We start from the raw sequence: 19,517 nt of genomic DNA, 5'->3' as shown, positions 1-19,517 counted from the left end.
AAGAAAGACTGAATGATTCAATCTTTCTAATTCTAAATTATTAGCACAAACCTGCTTCTTGACAAGTACCGGTGGCTTTCCAATCCATAGAGCCTCCAGCATTTGGTGTGCCTGTTAGAATATAGGTGAAAGGACCTCCGGTGAAAGTTGGTTCACCAACTGATTCAGCTGTAATAACGATTGGTGCGGTAGGGTCTGGTACTTCTGGAGTTGTAGTATCGTTGTCGTCATCCCATGTAGATTCTGCATCAATAGTTACAGAGGCAACTTTCGCCCCAGCAGCCCAACCAGTGTTATCTTCAGCTAACGCGTTACAATTTGAACCTGTTTGTGCACATATATCAACAGCGGTTTTAGCTGGAGTCGCAGCAAGAACAACCTCAGTGAATTTTGCACGTTGAGTGTAGGTTTTATAAGCAGGCAATGCGATTGCTGCAAGAATACCGATAATCGCAACTACGATCATTAATTCAATAAGAGTAAAACCCTTAGCGTTTTTGATTTGGTTAATGCTTTTCATTTTTTATCTCTCTCTTATGATGCTTTAGTGTTGCGTCGGGTTTGTTGTCATCCTTGAATCTCATAACAGTTAAAGGCCCTTAATTGTTATGAGTGGTGTCCTAGTCACCACAACCTGTCGGCATTAATTTACTAGTGTTGTTTACATTACAGTCTACTGGGCAGAACTTAGGGTTTAACTTACGGTTTAACTAGCTTGGCCCAATTGACTGTGATAACTGTTAAAAACTACAAAGGGTTTTAAATGAATGATTTCATCAAGAACAATCAAGCCGTTCTTGTAAAACGGATCAGTAAAACCAATATGTCCAACTAAATACCTCGAAAGCAGAATAGGCTAGTCATTAACAAATTGCTATCTAATCTGTAACTAGGGTCAACAAAGTGCTGCAAGGTCAGTTTGTTAACAAAATGTTTGATTTATCATTGTTCTTTTAAAAATCATTTTTCGCTCACTCAATGTTACATTTGTAACATGTTGAAAAGCTGATTATTAAAAGTTAAATCTGATACTTCATTCATCCAAGCTAAACGTTAGTATAAAGTTGCTGGAAATGGAATAGCTTGTGGCGAGTTTTTTAACTAAAAAGATAAAAATGTTGTTTTAAGCTGCTGTTTGTAATGATTTTGCAGCACGTTATTGACACTTTTAGTCGGTTATTTAGTCAATTTGACTTTGGTTGTTGTTTGTCAAAAAAATGACACCATAGAAAATGTAAGGTTATAGCGCTTGATTTATGTAGGTATTTAAGCCCTGGTGGTAAGGTTATTTGAGCTTTTAAGGGAGGTTATTTAAGCCCTTAGGGGGAGATAGTTGTCAAAGGTTAAAGGACAAATGGTTAAAAGGTCAAAGGTGGGCACCAGTTTAATCTTTGTGGCTATTGATTCAAGCTACAGGGCTTATAGTAAGGCTACAATTGTTGTAAGGCTGCCATTGCGCTGTCTATTTAGTCAGCCTTATTTAGCTAAGCTTTTAGTGCGAGCAAAAAAACCAGCTATAAATAGCTGGTTTTGATTGTTATTAGCGATTACTGACTTATCTTGCTATTTAACTGGGCTAATGATTTATCAAGCTCAGCTTAACATTAGTTTTTAAAGCGTAAGGATAAATCCAAGGCTTTAACGTGCTTAGTGAGTGCGCCAACTGAGATGTAGTCAACACCGGTTCTGGCAAAGTCTGCAATGGTGTCGATGGTGACATTACCGGATACTTCCAGCTTTGCGCCTTTACCTTGATCTAAATAGCTGGAATTAAGTGCTACTGCTTCTACCATCATGGTGACATCAAAATTATCGAGCATGATGATGTCAGAACCTGCTTCTAACGCTTGGGTTAGCTCGGCGATTGATTCTACTTCCACTTCAACTGGTTTGTCAGCGGCTACTTGTCGGGCTGTTTGTACTGCTAATTCAATATTGCCGCAGGCCATAATGTGGTTTTCTTTGATTAAGAAGGCATCAAACAAACCAATACGATGGTTTTTACCGCCACCACAAGCTACGGCATATTTTTGCGCGGTGCGCAGGCCGGGAATGGTTTTGCGGGTATCGAGCAGTTTAGTGTGGGTATCAGCTAACTTGTTAACATAAAGCTTAGTGAGACTGGCAACACCAGATAGGGTTTGGATGAAGTTCATCGCGGTGCGTTCACCGGTTAAGATGGCTCTTGCTGGGCCTGATAATTCACATAACACCTGGTTGGGAACCAATAAGTCGCCATCATCCACATGCCAATGCAAGGCTACATCACCGCCGAGCTGATTAAATACTTGTTCTGCCCATGCTTTTCCGCAAAAAACGCCTTCTTCACGGGTGATTAACACCGCTTCAGCATGTTTATCTGCTGGAATAAGTTGCGCGGTAATATCGGCATTAAGCATATCTTGCGGGGTTTGGGCTGGCGTATGGCCTAGGTCTTCATCAAGTGCAGCTTTAACGGCATGACGGATGTCATTTTCAATCATGTGAATGTCCTTGAAATTACAACTAAATTGAGTTGCTTGGGCCAACTCAATGTTTAAAAAATGAGAAACAATATGCCTATTACTTTATCACAGTTGTTAATTTAAAATATAGCAGTCAAACTGTTACTGTGTTGGCTGCTAGGGCAATATTATTTTAAGGTTTTACAGCGACGAACCTTGGTGCTTTTTTATCTTTTATCGTAGGTATTTGTTGCTTGCTTTTTGGGCACTGATAATGGTGACTTACTGATGGTTCGTTGAAATGCAAACTGCAGCCACGCTGGCATGGTTAATTCATTACTTGAGATTTTATTATTAATTATGGATACACAATTGAAATCAGGCTGGCATCAAGGTGCACGGCTATGCCCATCACCGCATTTTAACCCGCGCCCTAATAATGAGGTTAGCGGCTTAGTTATTCATAATATTAGTTTGCCTGCAGGTTGTTATGGCTTGCCGCACATTGATAGTTTATTTCAGGGCTGTTTAGCGGTGGATGCAGATCCAAGTTTTGCTGATATTGCCGGGCTTGAAGTGTCGGCACACTTTTTAATTCGCCGCGATGGTGAGTTAGTGCAGTATGTTAGCTGTGATGACCGAGCGTGGCATGCTGGGGTTTCGTGTTTTAATGGCCGAGAAGGTTGTAATGATTTTACCATTGGCATTGAAATGGAAGGCACAGATAGCGACCCTTATACCGATGCGCAATATCGCGAATTAGTGCAATTAACCTTGGTGTTGTTTGCGCAATATCCTATGCTTAATCAAGCAAATATCGTCGGACATTGTGATATTGCTCCTGGACGCAAAACCGATCCTGGTGATAGTTTTGATTGGCAAAGATATTTAACTGCATTAACGGCTAAGTCATGATGTTAGTGTTACTTTAACCCAATATTTTTTAGATTGTTTGCAGAGGTCCCATGGCACTATTTTCATTGTTAATTGCAATTATGGTTGAGCGCTTAAAGCTGTTACCCGCACATTGGCAATTTGATGATTTACTTTCTAAATACCAGCAATTATTTTGGAAAGATAAAGCATTAGATTCTGCTGGCTGGGTTGCCTTTGTGGTGCTACTGCCAGCAATGACACTGTTTTTGGTGCTGCTGTTACTAGATGGTGTTTTTTTCGATGTGATCACCTTATTGATCTGGATGCTGGTTTCGATTGTGTGCTTTAGCCACCAAAGTTTACGGGCGGCATTTAAAAAATATATGCTGGCGGCTTGTCGCGGCGATGTTCAAGCCTGTTATCACCATGCAGAAAAGCTCGATTGCAGTGAATGTTTAGATGCGGTTGATGAAAAAGACTTAGGTCAGCAGATTGGTAAAACCGTGGCTTGGGTTAATTATCGCTATTATGGCGCGGTGGCATTATATCTGATTTGTTTTGGCCCTGTTGGCGCAGTGCTTTATTGTTCGGTGCGTTTTTATCAGCAATACAATCAGCAGCAGCAATTGGATATGCCATTTATTGATCAATTATTATTTTTATTCGATTGGTTACCGAGCCGAGTATTTAGCTTTGGGTTTGTATTAAGTGGTCACTTTGCTGCAGGTATTTCACAGTGGCGGAAGCAGGTTTTTAACCCTAATAATAGCGCCAAAAATATTGTTACCTATACCGCTTTAGCCGCTGAAGTGATGCCTGAGCAAAGCGATGCCCCTGTTTGCGCACAGCCCACATTGGCACTGCTTGCATTGAGCAAAAGAAACTTTATTTTACTGGTTACGGTATTATCGGTGCTGACTATATTTGGTTTGGTTAGCTAATAAGTTTTAATTGCGGTGATGGGCGGCCTGAGCCGCCGAAATAATGATCATAAGTTAAAACAGTGTTTTTATAAATTGTGCTGTGTAAAACGGATTTTTATAGCTACAATCTAAGCTTAAAATGAGTTTGTTATAGCGATAATAAGGCAATCAATGCTTTAGCGCGATAACACCGAGATGGTCAAACCTCTTAGACGTTTTTTTTCGTTATGCTCTTGCTCAAAGTGCGTAGCGATGTTTGAAACCTTCAATTAACACCCATTCAACGCTCGTCTAACTAGACATCAATTGTTTGATTTGATAAAGTGCGCTATATCATATAAATTGGTAAGACCAATTGACAACGGAGCCGAGCCCCAAATGGCTTATAGCAAAATAACTCAGCCTAAAATTTCAGATGTGATCATGGAGCAATTAGAGCGCATGATCCTCGAAGGAAGTTTACAGCCTGGGCAAAAATTACCGCCTGAGCGCGAGCTTGCTTTGCAATTTGAAGTGTCACGCCCTTCATTACGTGAAGCGATTCAAAAGTTAGAAGCCAAAGGCTTACTAATGCGCCGCCAAGGTGGCGGAACCTACGTTAAAGAACAACTTTGGCAAAGTCTTGCCGATCCTATAGTTGAATTAATGCATAACGACTCAGAAAGTCAGTACGACTTACTGGAGTTTCGTCATGCCACAGAAGGCATGATGGCTTATTTTGCTGCGCTGCGTGGTAATGATGCCGATATGCAAAGCATTAAACGTTCAATTAACGAAGTTGAAGCGGCTGTTGATGTAGAAGCGCAGGCTGATGCCATTGTGCGTTTTTACCGTGCGGTAGCCGAAGCGTCACACAATGTGGCGATGTTACACCTTGTACTCAGTTTAACCCCTGTGCTGCACAAAAACGTGGCACAAAATTTAGAGCTTTTAAGCCGTCGCGAAGAAGCATCTACCATGGCGAATGAACATAGGCGAGCACTGCTTGCTGCCATTATTCGTCGTGATCCTGAAGCGGCACGTGAAGCCTCGAACGAACATTTAAGTTATATCGAGGAAGTCATGTTGTCAGTGAGGGAAGAAGACAGTCGGTTACAGCGTAGCTTGCGCCGCTTAAAAAGTGGTGTTTGATACCGATTTATAATCAAACGCATTATAAATTTACCGAAACACATTAATTATCTGTATCTAGAGAAAGGACAGCGACATGTCTGAAGGTATTCTACAAGACTTAGATCCATTAGAAACTCAAGAATGGGTAGATTCACTGCAAGCCGTATTAGAGCAAGAAGGCCCTGAACGTGCACATTATCTACTTGAACAATTAATCGATAAAGCGCGCCGCAATGGTACACATTTACCATATAAAGCGACCACTGCTTATTTGAATACGATTCCATCTGGCCAAGAGCCACATATGCCTGGTAATCAGGAAATGGAACGCCGCATTCGTGCTATCGTTCGTTGGAATGCACTTGCAATGGTATTACGTGGTTCTAAGAAAGATTTAGAGCTAGGTGGTCACATTTCAAGTTTTGCTTCTAGTGCGACTATTTATGATGTGTGTTTTAACCACTTCTTCCGCGCTCCAAATGAAAAAGACGGCGGCGATTTAGTTTATTATCAAGGGCATATTGCACCTGGTATTTATTCTCGTTCTTTCCTTGAAGGCCGCATCACTGAAGACCAAATGAATAATTTCCGTCAAGAAGTTGATGGTAAAGGTTTGTCTTCATACCCGCATCCCAAGTTAATGCCTGATTACTGGCAGTTCCCGACAGTATCTATGGGCTTAGGTCCTATTCAAGCGATTTATCAAGCACGTTTCCTTAAGTATTTGACTGACCGTGGTATTAAAGATTGCTCTGAGCAAACGGTTTACTGTTTCTTAGGTGATGGTGAGTGTGATGAGCCTGAAACATTAGGTGCAATCGGGCTTGCAGCTCGTGAAGAATTAGATAATTTATGTTTTATTGTTAACTGTAACTTACAGCGTCTTGATGGCCCTGTACGTGGTAACGGTAAGATTATCCAAGAGCTTGAAGGCGAGTTCCGCGGCGCAGGATGGGAAGCTGTTAAAGTGATTTGGGGTCGCTACTGGGATCCATTACTTGCACGTGATACTAGCGGCAAGTTATTACAGTTAATGGAAGAAACCGTAGATGGTGAGTACCAGAACTGTAAAGCTAAAGGTGGCGCGTACACTCGTGAGCATTTCTTTGGCAAATACCCTGAAACCGCTGAAATGGTGGCTAACATGTCAGATGATGACATTTGGCGTTTAAACCGTGGTGGCCATGATCCAGTTAAGATTTATGCTGCGCTGCAACATGCTAAAAACACTAAAGGCCGTCCTACAGTAATCCTTGCTAAAACAGTTAAAGGTTACGGAATGGGCGATGCGGGCGAAGGTAAAAACATTGCCCACAACGTGAAGAAAATGGGCATTGAATCGCTTAAATACTTCCGTGATCGTTTTAATATCCCGATTAGCGATGATCAGTTAGAAGATATTCCTTACTATCATCCTGGTGCTGATTCTGAAGAAGTTAAATACTTAAAAGAGCGCCGTGCTGCCCTTCATGGTGCTATGCCAAAGCGTCTTGAAAAGTTCTCTAAAGATATTGAAGTGCCGCCATTAAAGATCTTTGATTCAGTACTTAAAGGCTCAAATGGTCGTGAAATCTCAAGCACTATGTCATTTGTGCGTATTTTAACGGCATTGCTTAAAGACAAGAAAATCGGCAAGCAAATCGTACCGATCATTCCTGATGAAGCGCGTACCTTTGGTATGGAAGGTTTATTCCGTCAAGTGGGTATTTACGCTCATGAAGGGCAAAAATACGAGCCACAAGATTCTGATCAAGTTGCTTACTACCGTGAAGATAAAACCGGTCAAGTATTGCAAGAAGGGATTAACGAGTTAGGTGCAATGTCATCTTGGGTTGCTGCGGCAACCAGTTACTCAGTTAACGATACCCCAATGATCCCGTTCTACATCTACTACTCAATGTTTGGTTTCCAACGTATTGGTGACATGGCATGGGCTGCAGGTGATATGCGTGCTCGCGGCTTTATGGTCGGTGGTACTTCAGGTCGCACAACCCTAAACGGTGAAGGCTTGCAGCATCAAGATGGTCATAGCCATGTATTAGCTAACACGATTCCTAACTGTATTTCTTATGACCCGACTTATGGTTATGAAATCGCAGTGATTGTACAAGACGGTATTCGCCGCATGTATGGCGAGCAAGAAGACGTGTTCTACTACTTGACTACCATGAACGAAAACTATGAGCAGCTTGCGATGCCAGAAGGCAGCGAAGAAGGTATCGTTAAAGGTATTTATAAGCTTGAAACTCTTAAAGGTTCAGGTAAAGGCTCTGTACAGTTAATGGGTAGCGGCACGATTTTAGAGCAAGTACGCAAAGCGGCTGTGGCATTATCGAAAGACTTCGGTATTACTGCTGACGTTTACAGCGTGACTAGCTTCAATGAGCTAACCCGTGATGGTCAGGCTGCAGAGCGTTACAACATGCTGCACCCAACTGAAACGCCTAAAGTGCCTTATATTTCTGAAGTGTTATCAAGTGATGCGCCAGCTATTGTAGCAACGGATTACATGAAGATTTATGGTGAGCAATTACGTGCTTACATTCCAACTGATTATAAAGTACTAGGTACTGACGGCTTTGGCCGCAGTGATAGCCGTGAAAACTTACGTCACCATTTTGAAGTTGACGCTAAGTTCATTGTCATCGCGTCATTAAAAGCCCTTGTTGACCGTAAAGAGTTACCTGTAGAAGTGCTAACGAAAGCTATCACTGAATACGGTATCGACGTTGATAAGATCAATCCACAGTTCGCATAGGGAGAAACAAAATGGCTGAATTAAAAGAAGTTTTGGTTCCTAACCTTGATACTGATGCTGTGCAGGTTATTGAGATCTGTGCTGAGATTGGTGAAGTGCTTGAAAAAGAAGCATCAATCATCACAGTTGAAACGGATAAAGCGACTATGGATATTCCAGCACCCTTTGCTGGGAAATTAGTTGAACTGAAAGTGGCTGTGGGCGATAGCGTTTCTGAAGGCTCGCTAATTGCGGTACTTTCTGTAGAAGCGGCTGGCGATGCGCCAGCGCCTGCAGCTGAAGTGGCTGCACCGGTAGCGGCGCCTGTTCAAGCCGCTGCTGCTCAAACCGCGGCTCCAGTAGCAGAAGCGCCAGCAACCGTTGCGGGTGGCACTGAAGTTATTGAAGTGCATGTGCCTGATATTGGTGATGCTGATAATGTTGATATTATCGAAGTGTTAGTGAGTGTGGGTGAAACCATTGAAGCTGACACAGGGCTTATTACCTTAGAAACTGATAAAGCAACCATGGAAGTGCCTGCGCCAACCGCAGGTGTGGTGAAAGAACTTAAAGTGAACGTTGGCGACAAGGTTTCACAAGGCTCTTTAGTGCTGATGCTTGAAGTAGGCACTAGTGCTAGTGCGCCTGTTGCTGAAGCAGTATCAGCGCCTGCAGCAAGCTCTGCTCCTGCAACATCGGTTGTTGAAGTTAAAGAAGTTGCAGTACCAGATATTGGTGATGCCTCTGATGTAGATGTGATTGAAGTGCTAGTTGCTGTTGGCGATATGCTTGACGTGGATACAGGTTTAATTACCTTAGAAACCGATAAAGCCACCATGGAAGTACCAGCGCCATTTGCCGGAAAACTGGTTGGTTTAACGGTTAATGTTGGCGATAAAGTATCTCAAGGTAGCATTATTGCTACGGTTGAGACGCAATCAACCGCACCAGCAGCTCCATTGCAAGCCGCTCCGGCAGCTAGTGCTCCTGCAGTTACTGCAGCAACACCAGCACCAGTTACCGCTGCGCCAGCAAGTAAGCCGCCTGTGCCGCATCATCCAAGTGCTGGTAGCCAACCTAAAACCGGTGCTGTACATGCATCACCTGCAGTTCGCCGCTTAGCGCGCGAATTTGGCGCTGATTTAACCCAAGTGAAAGGCTCTGGCCGTAAAGGACGTATTCTGAAAGAAGACGTTCAAGCCTTCATTAAATATGAACTTAGCCGACCTAAAGCGAGTGCTGCCACAGCGGTTGCTGGTGGCGCGGGTGGTTTGAATGTGATTGCAGCGCCTAAAGTTGATTTCAGTAAGTTTGGTGAAGTGGAAGAAGTGCCATTAAGCCGTATCCAGAAAATCTCTGGGCCTAACTTGCATCGTAACTGGGTGACGATTCCACATGTGACTCAATTTGATGAAGCTGATATCACTGAATTAGAAGCATTCCGTAAAGAACAAAATACACTTGCAGCTAAGAAGAAAGCGGATTACAAAATTACTCCGTTAGTATTTATGATGAAAGCCGTGGCGAAAACACTGGCTGAATTCCCTGTATTTAACTCAAGTTTAAGCCCTGATGGCGAGTCGTTAATCCAGAAGAAATATTTCCATATTGGTGTAGCGGTTGATACGCCAAACGGATTAATGGTGCCAGTGGTTCGTGATGTCGATAAGAAAGGCATTGTAGAGCTTTCTCGTGAGTTAACGGATATTTCAATTCGTGCCCGTGATGGCAAGCTGAAGTCAGCAGACATGCAAGGTAGCTGTTTTACTATCTCTAGTTTAGGTGGCATTGGTGGTACAGCATTTACCCCAATCGTTAACTATCCTGATGTGGCTATTCTTGGGGTATCAAAATCAGAAATGAAGCCGAAGTGGAATGGCACTGATTTTGAACCTAAGTTGATGTTGCCACTATCGTTATCATACGACCACCGTGTGATTGATGGGGCAATGGCTGCCAGATTTAGCGTGACATTATCAAGCATTCTTAGCGATATTCGTACGCTAATTTTGTAAACAAAAAGGCTGCTCATATTGAGCGGCCTTTTTATTCTTATCACTAGGATTGTGATCAGTATCAAACAAAGGGTAAAATGCGGCCACCTTACAAGATTTGACCACATTTTGCAGTTTGGACGGTTTTTCCGCCAACGATAGATAAAATAGAGGAAAACATGAGTAACGAAATCAAAACTCAGGTAGTAGTACTAGGTGCCGGCCCAGCAGGTTATTCAGCAGCTTTCCGCGCTGCAGATTTAGGTCTAGAGACTGTGATTGTAGAACGTTTTAGCACCCTTGGTGGTGTATGTTTGAACGTGGGTTGTATCCCATCAAAAGCACTTTTACACGTCTCTAAAGTCATTGAAGAAGCTAAAGCCGTTGCCGATCACGGTGTTGTTTTTGGTGAGCCTAAAATTGATTTAGACAAGTTACGCGGCTTTAAAGAAAAAGTAGTAGGTCAACTGACTGGCGGTTTAGGCGGAATGTCTAAAATGCGTAAAGTTGATGTGGTAAATGGTTTAGGTAAATTCACTAGCCCAAATACAATGGAAGTGACAGCTGAAGATGGCACTGTAACAGTGATTAACTTTGATAATGCCATTATTGCAGCGGGTTCTCGTCCAATTAAACTGCCATTTATCCCACATGAAGACCCACGTATTTGGGATTCAACTGATGCTTTAGAACTGAAAGAAGTTCCTGAAAAGTTATTAGTGATGGGCGGCGGTATTATCGGCCTAGAAATGGGTACGGTTTACTCGTCTTTAGGTAGCCAAATTGACGTAGTTGAAATGTTCGACCAAGTTATTCCTGCTGCTGATAAAGATATCGTTCGAATTTATACTAAAAAGATTAAGAAGAAGTTTAACTTAATCTTAGAAACCAAAGTAACTGCAGTTGAAGCGAAAGAAGACGGCATTTATGTTTCTATGGAAGGTAAGAAAGCCCCATCTGAGCCAGTTCGTTACGACGCAGTATTAGTTGCTATTGGTCGTACACCAAACGGAAAAGGCCTAGACGCTGAAAAAGCTGGCGTAAATGTAGATGAGCGTGGCTTTATCAATGTTGATAAGCAAATGCGTACTAACGTACCTAATATCTTCGCTATCGGTGATATCGTTGGCCAACCAATGCTTGCGCACAAAGGTGTGCATGAAGGTCATGTTGCTGCTGAAGTTATTTCTGGTCTTAAGCACTTCTTTGACCCTAAAGTTATTCCTTCAATTGCATACACAGACCCTGAAGTCGCGTGGGTTGGTCTTACTGAGAAAGAAGCCAAAGAGCAGGGCGTAGCCTATGAAACTGCATCATTCCCATGGGCTGCAAGTGGCCGCGCAATTGCTTCTGATGCAAGTGACGGTATGACCAAGCTCATCTTCGATAAAGAAACTCATCGCGTTATCGGTGGTGCTATCGTTGGTGTTAATGGCGGTGAATTACTTGGCGAAATCGGCCTAGCAATTGAAATGGGTTGTGATGCTGAAGATTTAGCCTTAACCATCCATGCTCACCCAACGTTACATGAATCTGTAGGTCTTGCGGCTGAAGTTTATGAAGGTTCAATTACTGATTTGCCAAACCCGAAGGCAAAAAAGAAAAAGTAACATGTAGCTATTTGTAGCAATTTGTATCAAAGCACCTTTCGAGGTGCTTTTTTTTGCTCTAAATTTACTTTTAGGTGATATATTCAAATATTGTATTAAATTTAATTGTTTTTGTTGTTGCAGGCATAAAGCCATATAGGTTCACATAGAAGCGCTTAGCATAATAAAATCAATAAAAGAGTAACCCAGTCATAATGATAAAAGGAATTAAATCGTTTCTCACCTTGGTCGTTCTTACCCTTAGTTGCAGCTTTCCAAGCGTGGCTGACGATCTTGTCCAACGTTTATTTAATATCAAAGATGGCCTGGTTAATTACACTATCAATGACATTGCATTTGATGATTATGGCTATGTCTGGCTGGCAACTGAGCAGGGAGTATTTCGTGTTAGCGATACTGTTACCCGCCGCATTGATCAACCTGATAGTGATAATGCATTAGCTGCAGAAAACATTCATCTTATCGCTAAGGTGACTTCTCAGCGCCTTCTAGTCGCTTCTGGCACATCGCTTTACCTCTACGATATTAAACTCAATCGTTTTTCAGATGACATTATTGCCGGCCTCATAACTAGTGATGATTCTATTGTTGACGAAACACGTCTAGATAATGGTAACTTAATTCTGCTTACCCGTTTAGGTCAGGTGCTTGAGTTTGATGTGAATTCATTGTCAATCTCAGCGCTAACAGCCCAAGAATTGGATAAGACATTGCAATGGAATAGTGTTAATCAGCTAAGTGATGGCCGCTATATTTACTCATCCGCCTATGAAGTTGTGATAAAAAATGCCTGGGGCGAATTGATAAAACAAGTTAAGCGACCTATAGATAATATGTTGATTAAAAAGCTATTTGTAGATGCTGAACAGCGTATTTGGATCTTAAGTAACAAAGGCTTATATGAGCTAACCCTTCAAAGCTATCGGATGACTGCTACCACTGCGCTTCCTTTTGATATTCGTGGCGCGGTTGAAGGTAGTCGTGGTCATTTGTGGCTTTATACCAGAAGTGGGCTATTTTCATGGGATAAGCAATCATCGAAGGCAATTTCATATAAAGAGGAATTAAAAAATGATGCTGACGTTGATTATATCGACGATATGGCTGTTGATGACGATGGTTTAATTTGGCTTGGCGGCGCAGGCGAAGGTTTAGCGTTACTGGCAATAGCTCCTGAATTTTTATTGGAAAGTTTCACTCGTTCATCAACTTATCAAATTGAAGATGACATGATTTGGAGTATTTATGCCGAGCAAGATAAAGTTTGGCTCGGCGGTGATGGTGGCTTGACCATTGTTGATAAATCAACCAAGACTTCAAAATATCTTATCCCTGCAGGCTTTGAAGCGAGAGATTCAATTTACGGCGTTAATGAGCTTGATAATCAGCATATTGTGGTAACAACAACCAGTGGACTGTTTGTCATTAATAAACAAACTGATCAGCAAGTTGATTTTAGCCATTTTGCTGCATCAAGTGACTCGCTAAAAGGTAAATTGTTATTTAACTCCTATGCAGACCCACTGTTTAGCGGCAGGGTTTGGTGGGGAGCAGATAATGATGTTTATTATTGGCAGCCAGGGTTAGACAATATCGTCACTGTGTCACCGACAGAGCATATTCTTCTATCCCACTCAGTGAACATTCGAAGTTTTTTCCGTGAAAATCATGATCGTCTGTGGATCGGTGGCGCAGGTCTATTTGGCTATATAGATAGCAATAATAATGTCACTTCATTAAACGCAGCGTTAGGCATTAACCACAAGGATATTATGATTACTAATATCCACCAAGTTGATAATACAACCCTGTGGTTAGGGACTCGCCAAAATGGGGTCATTGTTTTTGACACCCAAACCCATGAGATTTCATCCATGAGTGACTATTGGCATGTTGATTGCCCGACGATTTACTTTATCGAGCAAACTGAAAAAGATCATTTGGTTGGCTGCAGCTCTTCGGTCATTAGACAAAATAAACAGACAAAAGCCATTGATGTATTTTTTACTAGCGATGGATTTATTGGTAATGAGTTTAATGAGTCAGCAGCTTATTATGACCCTAATGCAGGCTTATATATTGGCGGCCCTAATGGGGCGATGTTAGTTGATATTGATAAGCTTGCACCTCGAGTAAGTAATGATGATATCGCCCTTGAGTCCATTGCGATTTACTATGAGGACAATACAGAGTATCACTTGATACCTGAATCCTTTAACTTAGTGCGCCCTGGGGCTAACTTAATCAGTTTTCAAATAACCACTTTCGACTACGTGAATGAAACGCCAATCAGCTTAAAGTACCGTTTGCTTCATGAGCATAATAGCTTAGATAGCCAGTATATTTATCTGCAAGGCCAAACTCAGATTAATATTGCTGACTTAAAAGCGGGTAAATATACCCTAGAGCTATTGCATAAACAGCATGGGGTGTGGGCAAGCAGTCCGTTTCAATTTAGTTTTAAGGTTGAGCAATTTTGGTGGGCGTCACAGTGGTTTAAAGCCTTAGTGCTTTTTGCCATTCTTTTTGGGGTATTTACCTCTTTATGGCTTCGTAAAAAACAAATAAACCGTGTTATTGGTATTAATCAGGCATTAAGGGAAAGTGAAGACAAATTACGTCAATCACTGCGCGGTAGCGATTCAGATTTATGGGAGTGGCAAGCTAGCACTAACCAAATCCAATTTGATAATAAATCGGGTCTGTTGGGTGAGAGAAGAAAGTTATCTTATCTCGTGCCTGATATACCGATTGTTGCCGCCGATAAAGATAACCTCCAGCAGCAATGGCGAGCTTTGTTAAAGGGCGATAAAGAAACCATTGATGTAGAATTTAGGTATCACCGTGGTGAAGAGGCTATTGGTTGGCTGCGCATCAGAGGCCGCGCAGTTACCCGCAATCAGACTACAGGGCAATTAGAGCAAGTTGCCGGTATTTATACTGAGGTGTCTGAGCAACGTGAGCTTCAAAATGAAATTGATTTGTTTGCCAAGGCATTTGAAAACACCTCAGAAGGCATGTTAATTCTTGATAGTCGCAAGCGGGTGAAATTACTAAATACCGCAGCTGCAACTATCTTTACCAGCAAGCATGAAGCACTTGATGGAAGGGGGTTTGAGTCATTATTGTATGTGGATCATGGCTCCAAAAATATCGATGATTTATTGCAAAATAGCCGCTCATGGAATGGCGAGTTAAGCTTTAAACGGGGGAATAATGAACATTTTCCTGTTTGGGCTAATATCTCTAAAATGTCTGATAAGCGCGATATCTCACAGCACTATGTGGTGGTGTTTTCAGATATTACCCAGCGAAAACAATACGAGTCTAATTTACGGCACTTAGCCAATAATGACGTGCTTACAGGCCTTGCTAATCGAGCGATGTTTACTCGTCAGTTACAACAGATTATTGAGCAAGCTAGCCACACTAATGAAAAGTTAGCATTATTGTTTTTGGATTTAGATCGCTTTAAGCACGTCAATGACTCTTATGGTCATAGCATGGGGGATGCTTTACTCGTTGAAGCGGCTAAACGCTTAAAAAATAGTGTTGGTGATGATCATCTGGTTTGCCGTTTTGGTGGTGATGAGTTTGTCATATTGGTTCGAAATGCTGATTCTATTGATCAGATAAATTTGATTGCTGAGCAAATTTTACAAAGGTTTGCTACGCCGTTTAAATTATTTGGCCGTGAGTTTTTTGTTTCAACCAGTATTGGTATCAGCATGTGGCCTGAAGATAGCCAAGATTCTGAAACCTTAATTAAAAATGCTGATTTAGCCATGTATCACGCCAAAGAAGAAGGCCGAGGTAACTTTCAATATTACTCTGCTGAGCGCAATGCTGAAGCGCAATATCATTTGAAAATTGAAGCTGACTTACGTAGCGCCATCGAAAATAACGACTTTGAGCTTTATTACCAACCTCAGGTAGACATACTCCAAGGTGATAAATTTGTAGGGATGGAAGCGCTGCTCCGCTGGCGTCACCCTATCGAGGGCTTTATTCGGCCAGATATCTTTATCAAGGTGGCTGAATCTTGTGGATTAATTATTGATATAGATCGCTGGGTGCTGCGCCAAGCCTGTATCGATGGTGCAAGATGGCATGCCCTTTACGACCAGCCTTTTCAGCTGTCAGTCAATGTGTCTGCAGTGCAGTTTAGACAAGTTGATTTTATTGAGAATTTAAAAGCGACCTTAGCCGATACTGGTATGCCGGCAAAGTGCCTTGCTATGGAAATTACCGAAGGGGTGTTGATGAAAGAGCTGCAGGTGGCAAGATCGCATTTAACCCAGCTTAAGCAGCTTGGTATTGAGGTGGCCATCGATGATTTTGGCACCGGTTATTCATCACTGGCGTATTTAAGAAGCTTTGAGGTGAATACCTTAAAAATCGATCGCTCCTTCTTAATTGATATTGCTACTAATGAAGCTGATCAAGCCATTGTGAGCAGTATTATTGAACTGGCAAGAAACCTAAAATTACAGGTGGTCGCAGAAGGGATAGAGTCTCACGCACAAATGGAGCAAGTTTTTAGCCGAGGTTGTTATATCATCCAAGGGTATTTCTTTGCCAAACCTATGCCAAAGGCTGAGCTGGATAAGTTTATCGGGATTGGGAAAAAGCTGTAATAAAGCGAAGTTCGCATGGTTAACAGTAAGTTATAAAGGTTTTATTCATGTGAGTTTTCTCTGTTAGAATGACGCGGTAGATCATGATTAAAGATAGGATGCTTTATATGGGCCGTAAGATTGCACTGCTGTTACTACTCAGTTTATTTTCACACAACTTAATGGCTAAAGAACGCCAGTCAGTGGGATTAGTATTAAGTGGTGGCGGCGCAAAAGGCGCGGCGCATATTGGGGTGCTTAAGGTGTTAGAGCAGCATCGCATTCCGGTTGATTATATTACTGGTACCAGTATCGGCTCCTACGTCGGCGGCATGTATGCCTTAGGTTATAGCGCCGCAGAAATCGAACACATTATGCTTAACTCCCCTTGGGCTGATGGCTACTCAGATACCATTCCTCGAGAAGTACTTACTTACCGCGATAAACAACACCGCGACAAATTTAATATCCCCATTAACGTAGGTTATAAAGATGGCGGCTTAGCCGTCCCCAGTGGCTTATTACTTGGCCAAACCATGTCGCAACTATTACGTTCATCAACTGATGTGGTAGAGCAATTTGGCGATTTTGATGATCTAGCTATTCCTTATCGCGCTGTGGCAACTGATCTAGTTACTAGTCATGCAGTGGTATTAGCTCAAGGCAGTATCGTTAAAGCCATGCAAGCCTCTGCAACGGTACCCGGGGCATTACAACCGGCTGAAATAGACGGCAAGCTACTGGTTGATGGTGGCATCTCAAATAACATGCCTGTCGATGTCATTAAAGCCATGGGCGCAGATGTGGTCATTGCCATTGATATTGGCTCACCATTGGCCAGCAAAGAGCAACTTAATGGCACGATTGCGGTGTTGGAGCAGCTTTCAACCATTTTGACCAAAGCCACCACAGAGCATCAAAAAACATTATTAACCGATGATGATGTGCTGATCCGTCCTGCGATTGATGACATGAGCACCACTGACTTTGATATCATGCCTGACGCATTAGCTGCCGGCACAGTGGCGGGCGAAGCAGCGCTGCCAATGTTGACACATTTAAGTGTCAGCGCTGAAGAATATCAGGCCTATCAAGACAATAAACAACGCGCCAAATTACTACTAGTTAATCAAGTTAACCGCCCAGTGATTAAGATTGTATTTGATAATCAATCTAGAGTGAGTGAAAGCCTGTTAGATGAAGAGTTAGCTCTTAAAAAAGGCACAGTGATCACCAAAGAAGCTTTAGATGAGGGCATAAAACGGCTTTATTCCCTTAATAAGTTTCAGCGTGTTGATGCCGAGTTTGAAGACACAGAAGCTGGACGCATATTAACAGTGACCACCCATGCCAAATCCTGGGGACCAAATTATTTTGACGCCGGTTTTAACTGGGAAGATGACTTTACCTTAGATTCAGCCATTACCCTTAGTCTGGCTTATACCATGGGTGAGCTGACTGATAATGGCGGTGAGTGGCGCAATGAAGTTCAGTTAGGTTACGACAAGCGAGTTAGCTCAGAATTTTATCAGCCATTAGACAGAGACCAAGACTTCTACATTCGTTCTAAATACGAATTTGAGATCAAAAACTGGGATTATTATGATGATAACAACCGAGTCTTTGAGCTTAAAAACACCCTAAATCAATTGGCATTTGGAGTGGGTTATAACTATTCCCACGCTGGATTAATTGAGATTGGCGCAGTGGGTGAAATTGGTGATTTAAGTAATAAAGCCGTTTCTGCCCAAGATCTTGAATATGGCTCTTATGGCGGCTATTTTTCCTTTAGTTTTGACACCTTAAATAGCATTAGTTTCCCTACAGAAGGGCAGCGGTTAACGTTTACGGCCTCGGTAAGAAATGAAGATTATAAAGGCGCGGTTATTAATGACTCTGATGAACTATCTTGGCAGTTTGAAGCGGATTGGAAAGGGGCGCTTAAGCTAGGTAACCATGCCATTGTAGGTAAAGTCGCTTTAGCCACCGTTGATGTGGACCGTGATTTTACTTTACATGTTGCAGAGCTCGGTGGCTTTTTAAATCTGTCAGGTTTTCATAAAGGCGCATTGGCAGGTGCCCATAAAGCCTTTGGCGCCTTGATTTATCAATATGATTTAGGCCGAGATGTGTTACTCAGTGATGTGCCGTTATACATAGGTACTAGCTTTGAAGCGGGTAATGTGTGGACTAATCGTGATGCAGTGGACTTTGATGACCTTATCTATGCAGGTAGCTTATATTTAGGCACTGATACCAGCTGGGGTCCTGCCGCACTTGGCTTTGGTTTGACAGATACTGGCGAGCAATCGTTTTACTTATTTTTAGGTAAAAACTTTTAATTGTTCAGTTTGAATATAAAAAGCTGCCGTATCTTTAGATAAGGCAGCTTTTTTTATGGCAGATGTTAGCAAGACACTACTACTAGATATTTTCAATCAATGATTTAAGCTGACCTAAATGTGCTAGCTGGTGGTGAGCCACTTGCCAGCGAGACTGACCGGCGAATTCAGTCGCAGGGATTGCCACCGTTTGCATGCTTGCCGCTCTTGCTGCGATCAGGCCATTAAATGAGTCTTCAATAGCTAAGCACGTTGCGGGCTCAACGCCTAAGGCCGTGGCACAATTTAAATAAACCTCAGGGTGGGGTTTGCCATATTGCAGCTTTTCGGCAGAGGCTATGGCCTCAAAATAATCCCTAATAGCCAGTTTATTCATTACTGCAGCAATTAAGTCACTGGACGATGAGGTAGCTAAGCCAATTTTTAGCCCTTGCTGCTGACAAGCTTGTAATGCTGCCACTACCCCCTGCATCGGCTTGCCTTCAGTTTCAATAAAGTGAATAACCCCATCAATAATTTGTTGGGAAACCGCTTGATTATCATACTCAGGCCAAGGGTATTTTTGATACCAATAGTGGACCAGAAGATCAATTCTCATGCCGGTGGTTTTTTCGGCATCAGCAAGAGTGATAGGCACACCCAATTGACTTAATACTGCCACCTCGACTCGTTGCCAAGCGGGCTCGGTATCAATAATGACCCCATCCATATCAAAAATAACCGCGTTAATTTTTATCAATGTCATAATAGTCCTGTTTACTGTTTTGAATATCTAAGCGATAAGGTTGAATAAGTATGTTGGTGGGTGCAAGTGATTAATATTAGCCAAATAACTATGCCTAACAGTCAAAATAATTGCAAA

The 19,517-nt window shown here is 42.3% G+C and carries 11 protein-coding genes; 8 read left to right on the top strand and 3 right to left on the bottom strand.

Features of this window, described 5'->3' with window-relative positions; translation table 11 throughout:
• Positions 1 to 40: 40 nt before the first annotated feature.
• A complete protein-coding gene (locus Q4546_RS08965) occupies positions 41 to 520 on the bottom strand; it encodes a prepilin-type N-terminal cleavage/methylation domain-containing protein (protein ID WP_303446129.1) in 480 nt (159 codons plus the stop codon).
• A 1,084-nt stretch (positions 521 to 1,604) separates the two neighbouring features.
• A complete protein-coding gene (gene nadC, locus Q4546_RS08960) occupies positions 1,605 to 2,483 on the bottom strand; it encodes a carboxylating nicotinate-nucleotide diphosphorylase (protein ID WP_102475440.1) in 879 nt (292 codons plus the stop codon).
• A gap of 321 nt (positions 2,484 to 2,804) precedes the next feature.
• Here nadC and ampD point away from each other — a divergent pair, with 321 nt between their 5' ends.
• The 8 genes from ampD (at position 2,805) to Q4546_RS08920 (ending at position 18,655) form a co-directional block, all read left to right on the top strand.
• Complete coding sequence (gene ampD, locus Q4546_RS08955) at positions 2,805 to 3,359, top strand: 1,6-anhydro-N-acetylmuramyl-L-alanine amidase AmpD (RefSeq protein WP_303446128.1); 555 nt, start codon at positions 2,805 to 2,807, stop codon at positions 3,357 to 3,359.
• A gap of 50 nt (positions 3,360 to 3,409) precedes the next feature.
• Positions 3,410 to 4,261, top strand: a complete 852-nt coding sequence (ampE, locus tag Q4546_RS08950) for a beta-lactamase regulator AmpE (protein ID WP_102440032.1) — start codon at positions 3,410 to 3,412, stop codon at positions 4,259 to 4,261.
• 360 nt (positions 4,262 to 4,621) lie between these two features.
• Complete coding sequence (gene pdhR / locus Q4546_RS08945) at positions 4,622 to 5,374, top strand: pyruvate dehydrogenase complex transcriptional repressor PdhR (RefSeq protein WP_076538482.1); 753 nt, start codon at positions 4,622 to 4,624, stop codon at positions 5,372 to 5,374.
• Positions 5,375 to 5,450: 76 nt separating this feature from the next.
• Positions 5,451 to 8,114 (top strand): pyruvate dehydrogenase (acetyl-transferring), homodimeric type, encoded by a 2,664-nt coding sequence (gene aceE, locus Q4546_RS08940; protein WP_102440031.1) that lies wholly within the window; start codon positions 5,451 to 5,453, stop codon positions 8,112 to 8,114.
• 11 nt (positions 8,115 to 8,125) lie between these two features.
• Positions 8,126 to 10,108, top strand: a complete 1,983-nt coding sequence (gene aceF / locus Q4546_RS08935; RefSeq protein ID WP_303446127.1) for a dihydrolipoyllysine-residue acetyltransferase — start codon at positions 8,126 to 8,128, stop codon at positions 10,106 to 10,108.
• Positions 10,109 to 10,266: 158 nt separating this feature from the next.
• Positions 10,267 to 11,697, top strand: coding sequence for a dihydrolipoyl dehydrogenase (gene lpdA / locus Q4546_RS08930; RefSeq protein ID WP_303446126.1), 1,431 nt, complete (start codon positions 10,267 to 10,269; stop codon positions 11,695 to 11,697).
• A gap of 194 nt (positions 11,698 to 11,891) precedes the next feature.
• The gene (locus Q4546_RS08925) at positions 11,892 to 16,334 is read left to right on the top strand and encodes an EAL domain-containing protein (RefSeq protein WP_303446125.1); all 4,443 of its coding nucleotides are present in this window, start codon (positions 11,892 to 11,894) and stop codon (positions 16,332 to 16,334) included.
• A 107-nt stretch (positions 16,335 to 16,441) separates the two neighbouring features.
• Positions 16,442 to 18,655, top strand: a complete 2,214-nt coding sequence (locus Q4546_RS08920; RefSeq protein WP_102440027.1) for a patatin-like phospholipase family protein — start codon at positions 16,442 to 16,444, stop codon at positions 18,653 to 18,655.
• A gap of 82 nt (positions 18,656 to 18,737) precedes the next feature.
• Here Q4546_RS08920 and hxpB read toward each other — a convergent pair whose 3' ends face one another.
• Positions 18,738 to 19,400 (bottom strand): hexitol phosphatase HxpB, encoded by a 663-nt coding sequence (hxpB, locus tag Q4546_RS08915; protein ID WP_303446124.1) that lies wholly within the window; start codon positions 19,398 to 19,400, stop codon positions 18,738 to 18,740.
• Between the last annotated feature and the right edge of the window lie 117 nt (positions 19,401 to 19,517).

It is taken from the genome of Shewanella sp. 4_MG-2023 (assembly GCF_030548015.1).
Taxonomy (GTDB): Bacteria; Pseudomonadota; Gammaproteobacteria; order Enterobacterales; family Shewanellaceae; genus Shewanella.
Note: the sequence above shows the minus strand (reverse complement) of the source record. Positions and strands in the feature narration are given on the sequence as shown.

Excerpts from the sequence above, each read along its gene's own strand:
- ampD (WP_303446128.1), top strand. The coding sequence starts at position 2,805 with ATGGATACACAATTGAAATCAGGCTGGCATCAAGGTGCACGGCTATGC.
- Q4546_RS08920 (WP_102440027.1), top strand. The coding sequence starts at position 16,442 with ATGGGCCGTAAGATTGCACTGCTGTTACTACTCAGTTTATTTTCACAC.
- Q4546_RS08965 (WP_303446129.1), bottom strand. The coding sequence starts at position 520 with ATGAAAAGCATTAACCAAATCAAAAACGCTAAGGGTTTTACTCTTATT.
- lpdA (WP_303446126.1), top strand. The coding sequence starts at position 10,267 with ATGAGTAACGAAATCAAAACTCAGGTAGTAGTACTAGGTGCCGGCCCA.
- nadC (WP_102475440.1), bottom strand. The coding sequence starts at position 2,483 with ATGATTGAAAATGACATCCGTCATGCCGTTAAAGCTGCACTTGATGAA.
- aceE (WP_102440031.1), top strand. The coding sequence starts at position 5,451 with ATGTCTGAAGGTATTCTACAAGACTTAGATCCATTAGAAACTCAAGAA.
- Q4546_RS08925 (WP_303446125.1), top strand. The coding sequence starts at position 11,892 with ATGATAAAAGGAATTAAATCGTTTCTCACCTTGGTCGTTCTTACCCTT.
- hxpB (WP_303446124.1), bottom strand. The coding sequence starts at position 19,400 with ATGACATTGATAAAAATTAACGCGGTTATTTTTGATATGGATGGGGTC.
- pdhR (WP_076538482.1), top strand. The coding sequence starts at position 4,622 with ATGGCTTATAGCAAAATAACTCAGCCTAAAATTTCAGATGTGATCATG.
- ampE (WP_102440032.1), top strand. The coding sequence starts at position 3,410 with ATGGCACTATTTTCATTGTTAATTGCAATTATGGTTGAGCGCTTAAAG.
- aceF (WP_303446127.1), top strand. The coding sequence starts at position 8,126 with ATGGCTGAATTAAAAGAAGTTTTGGTTCCTAACCTTGATACTGATGCT.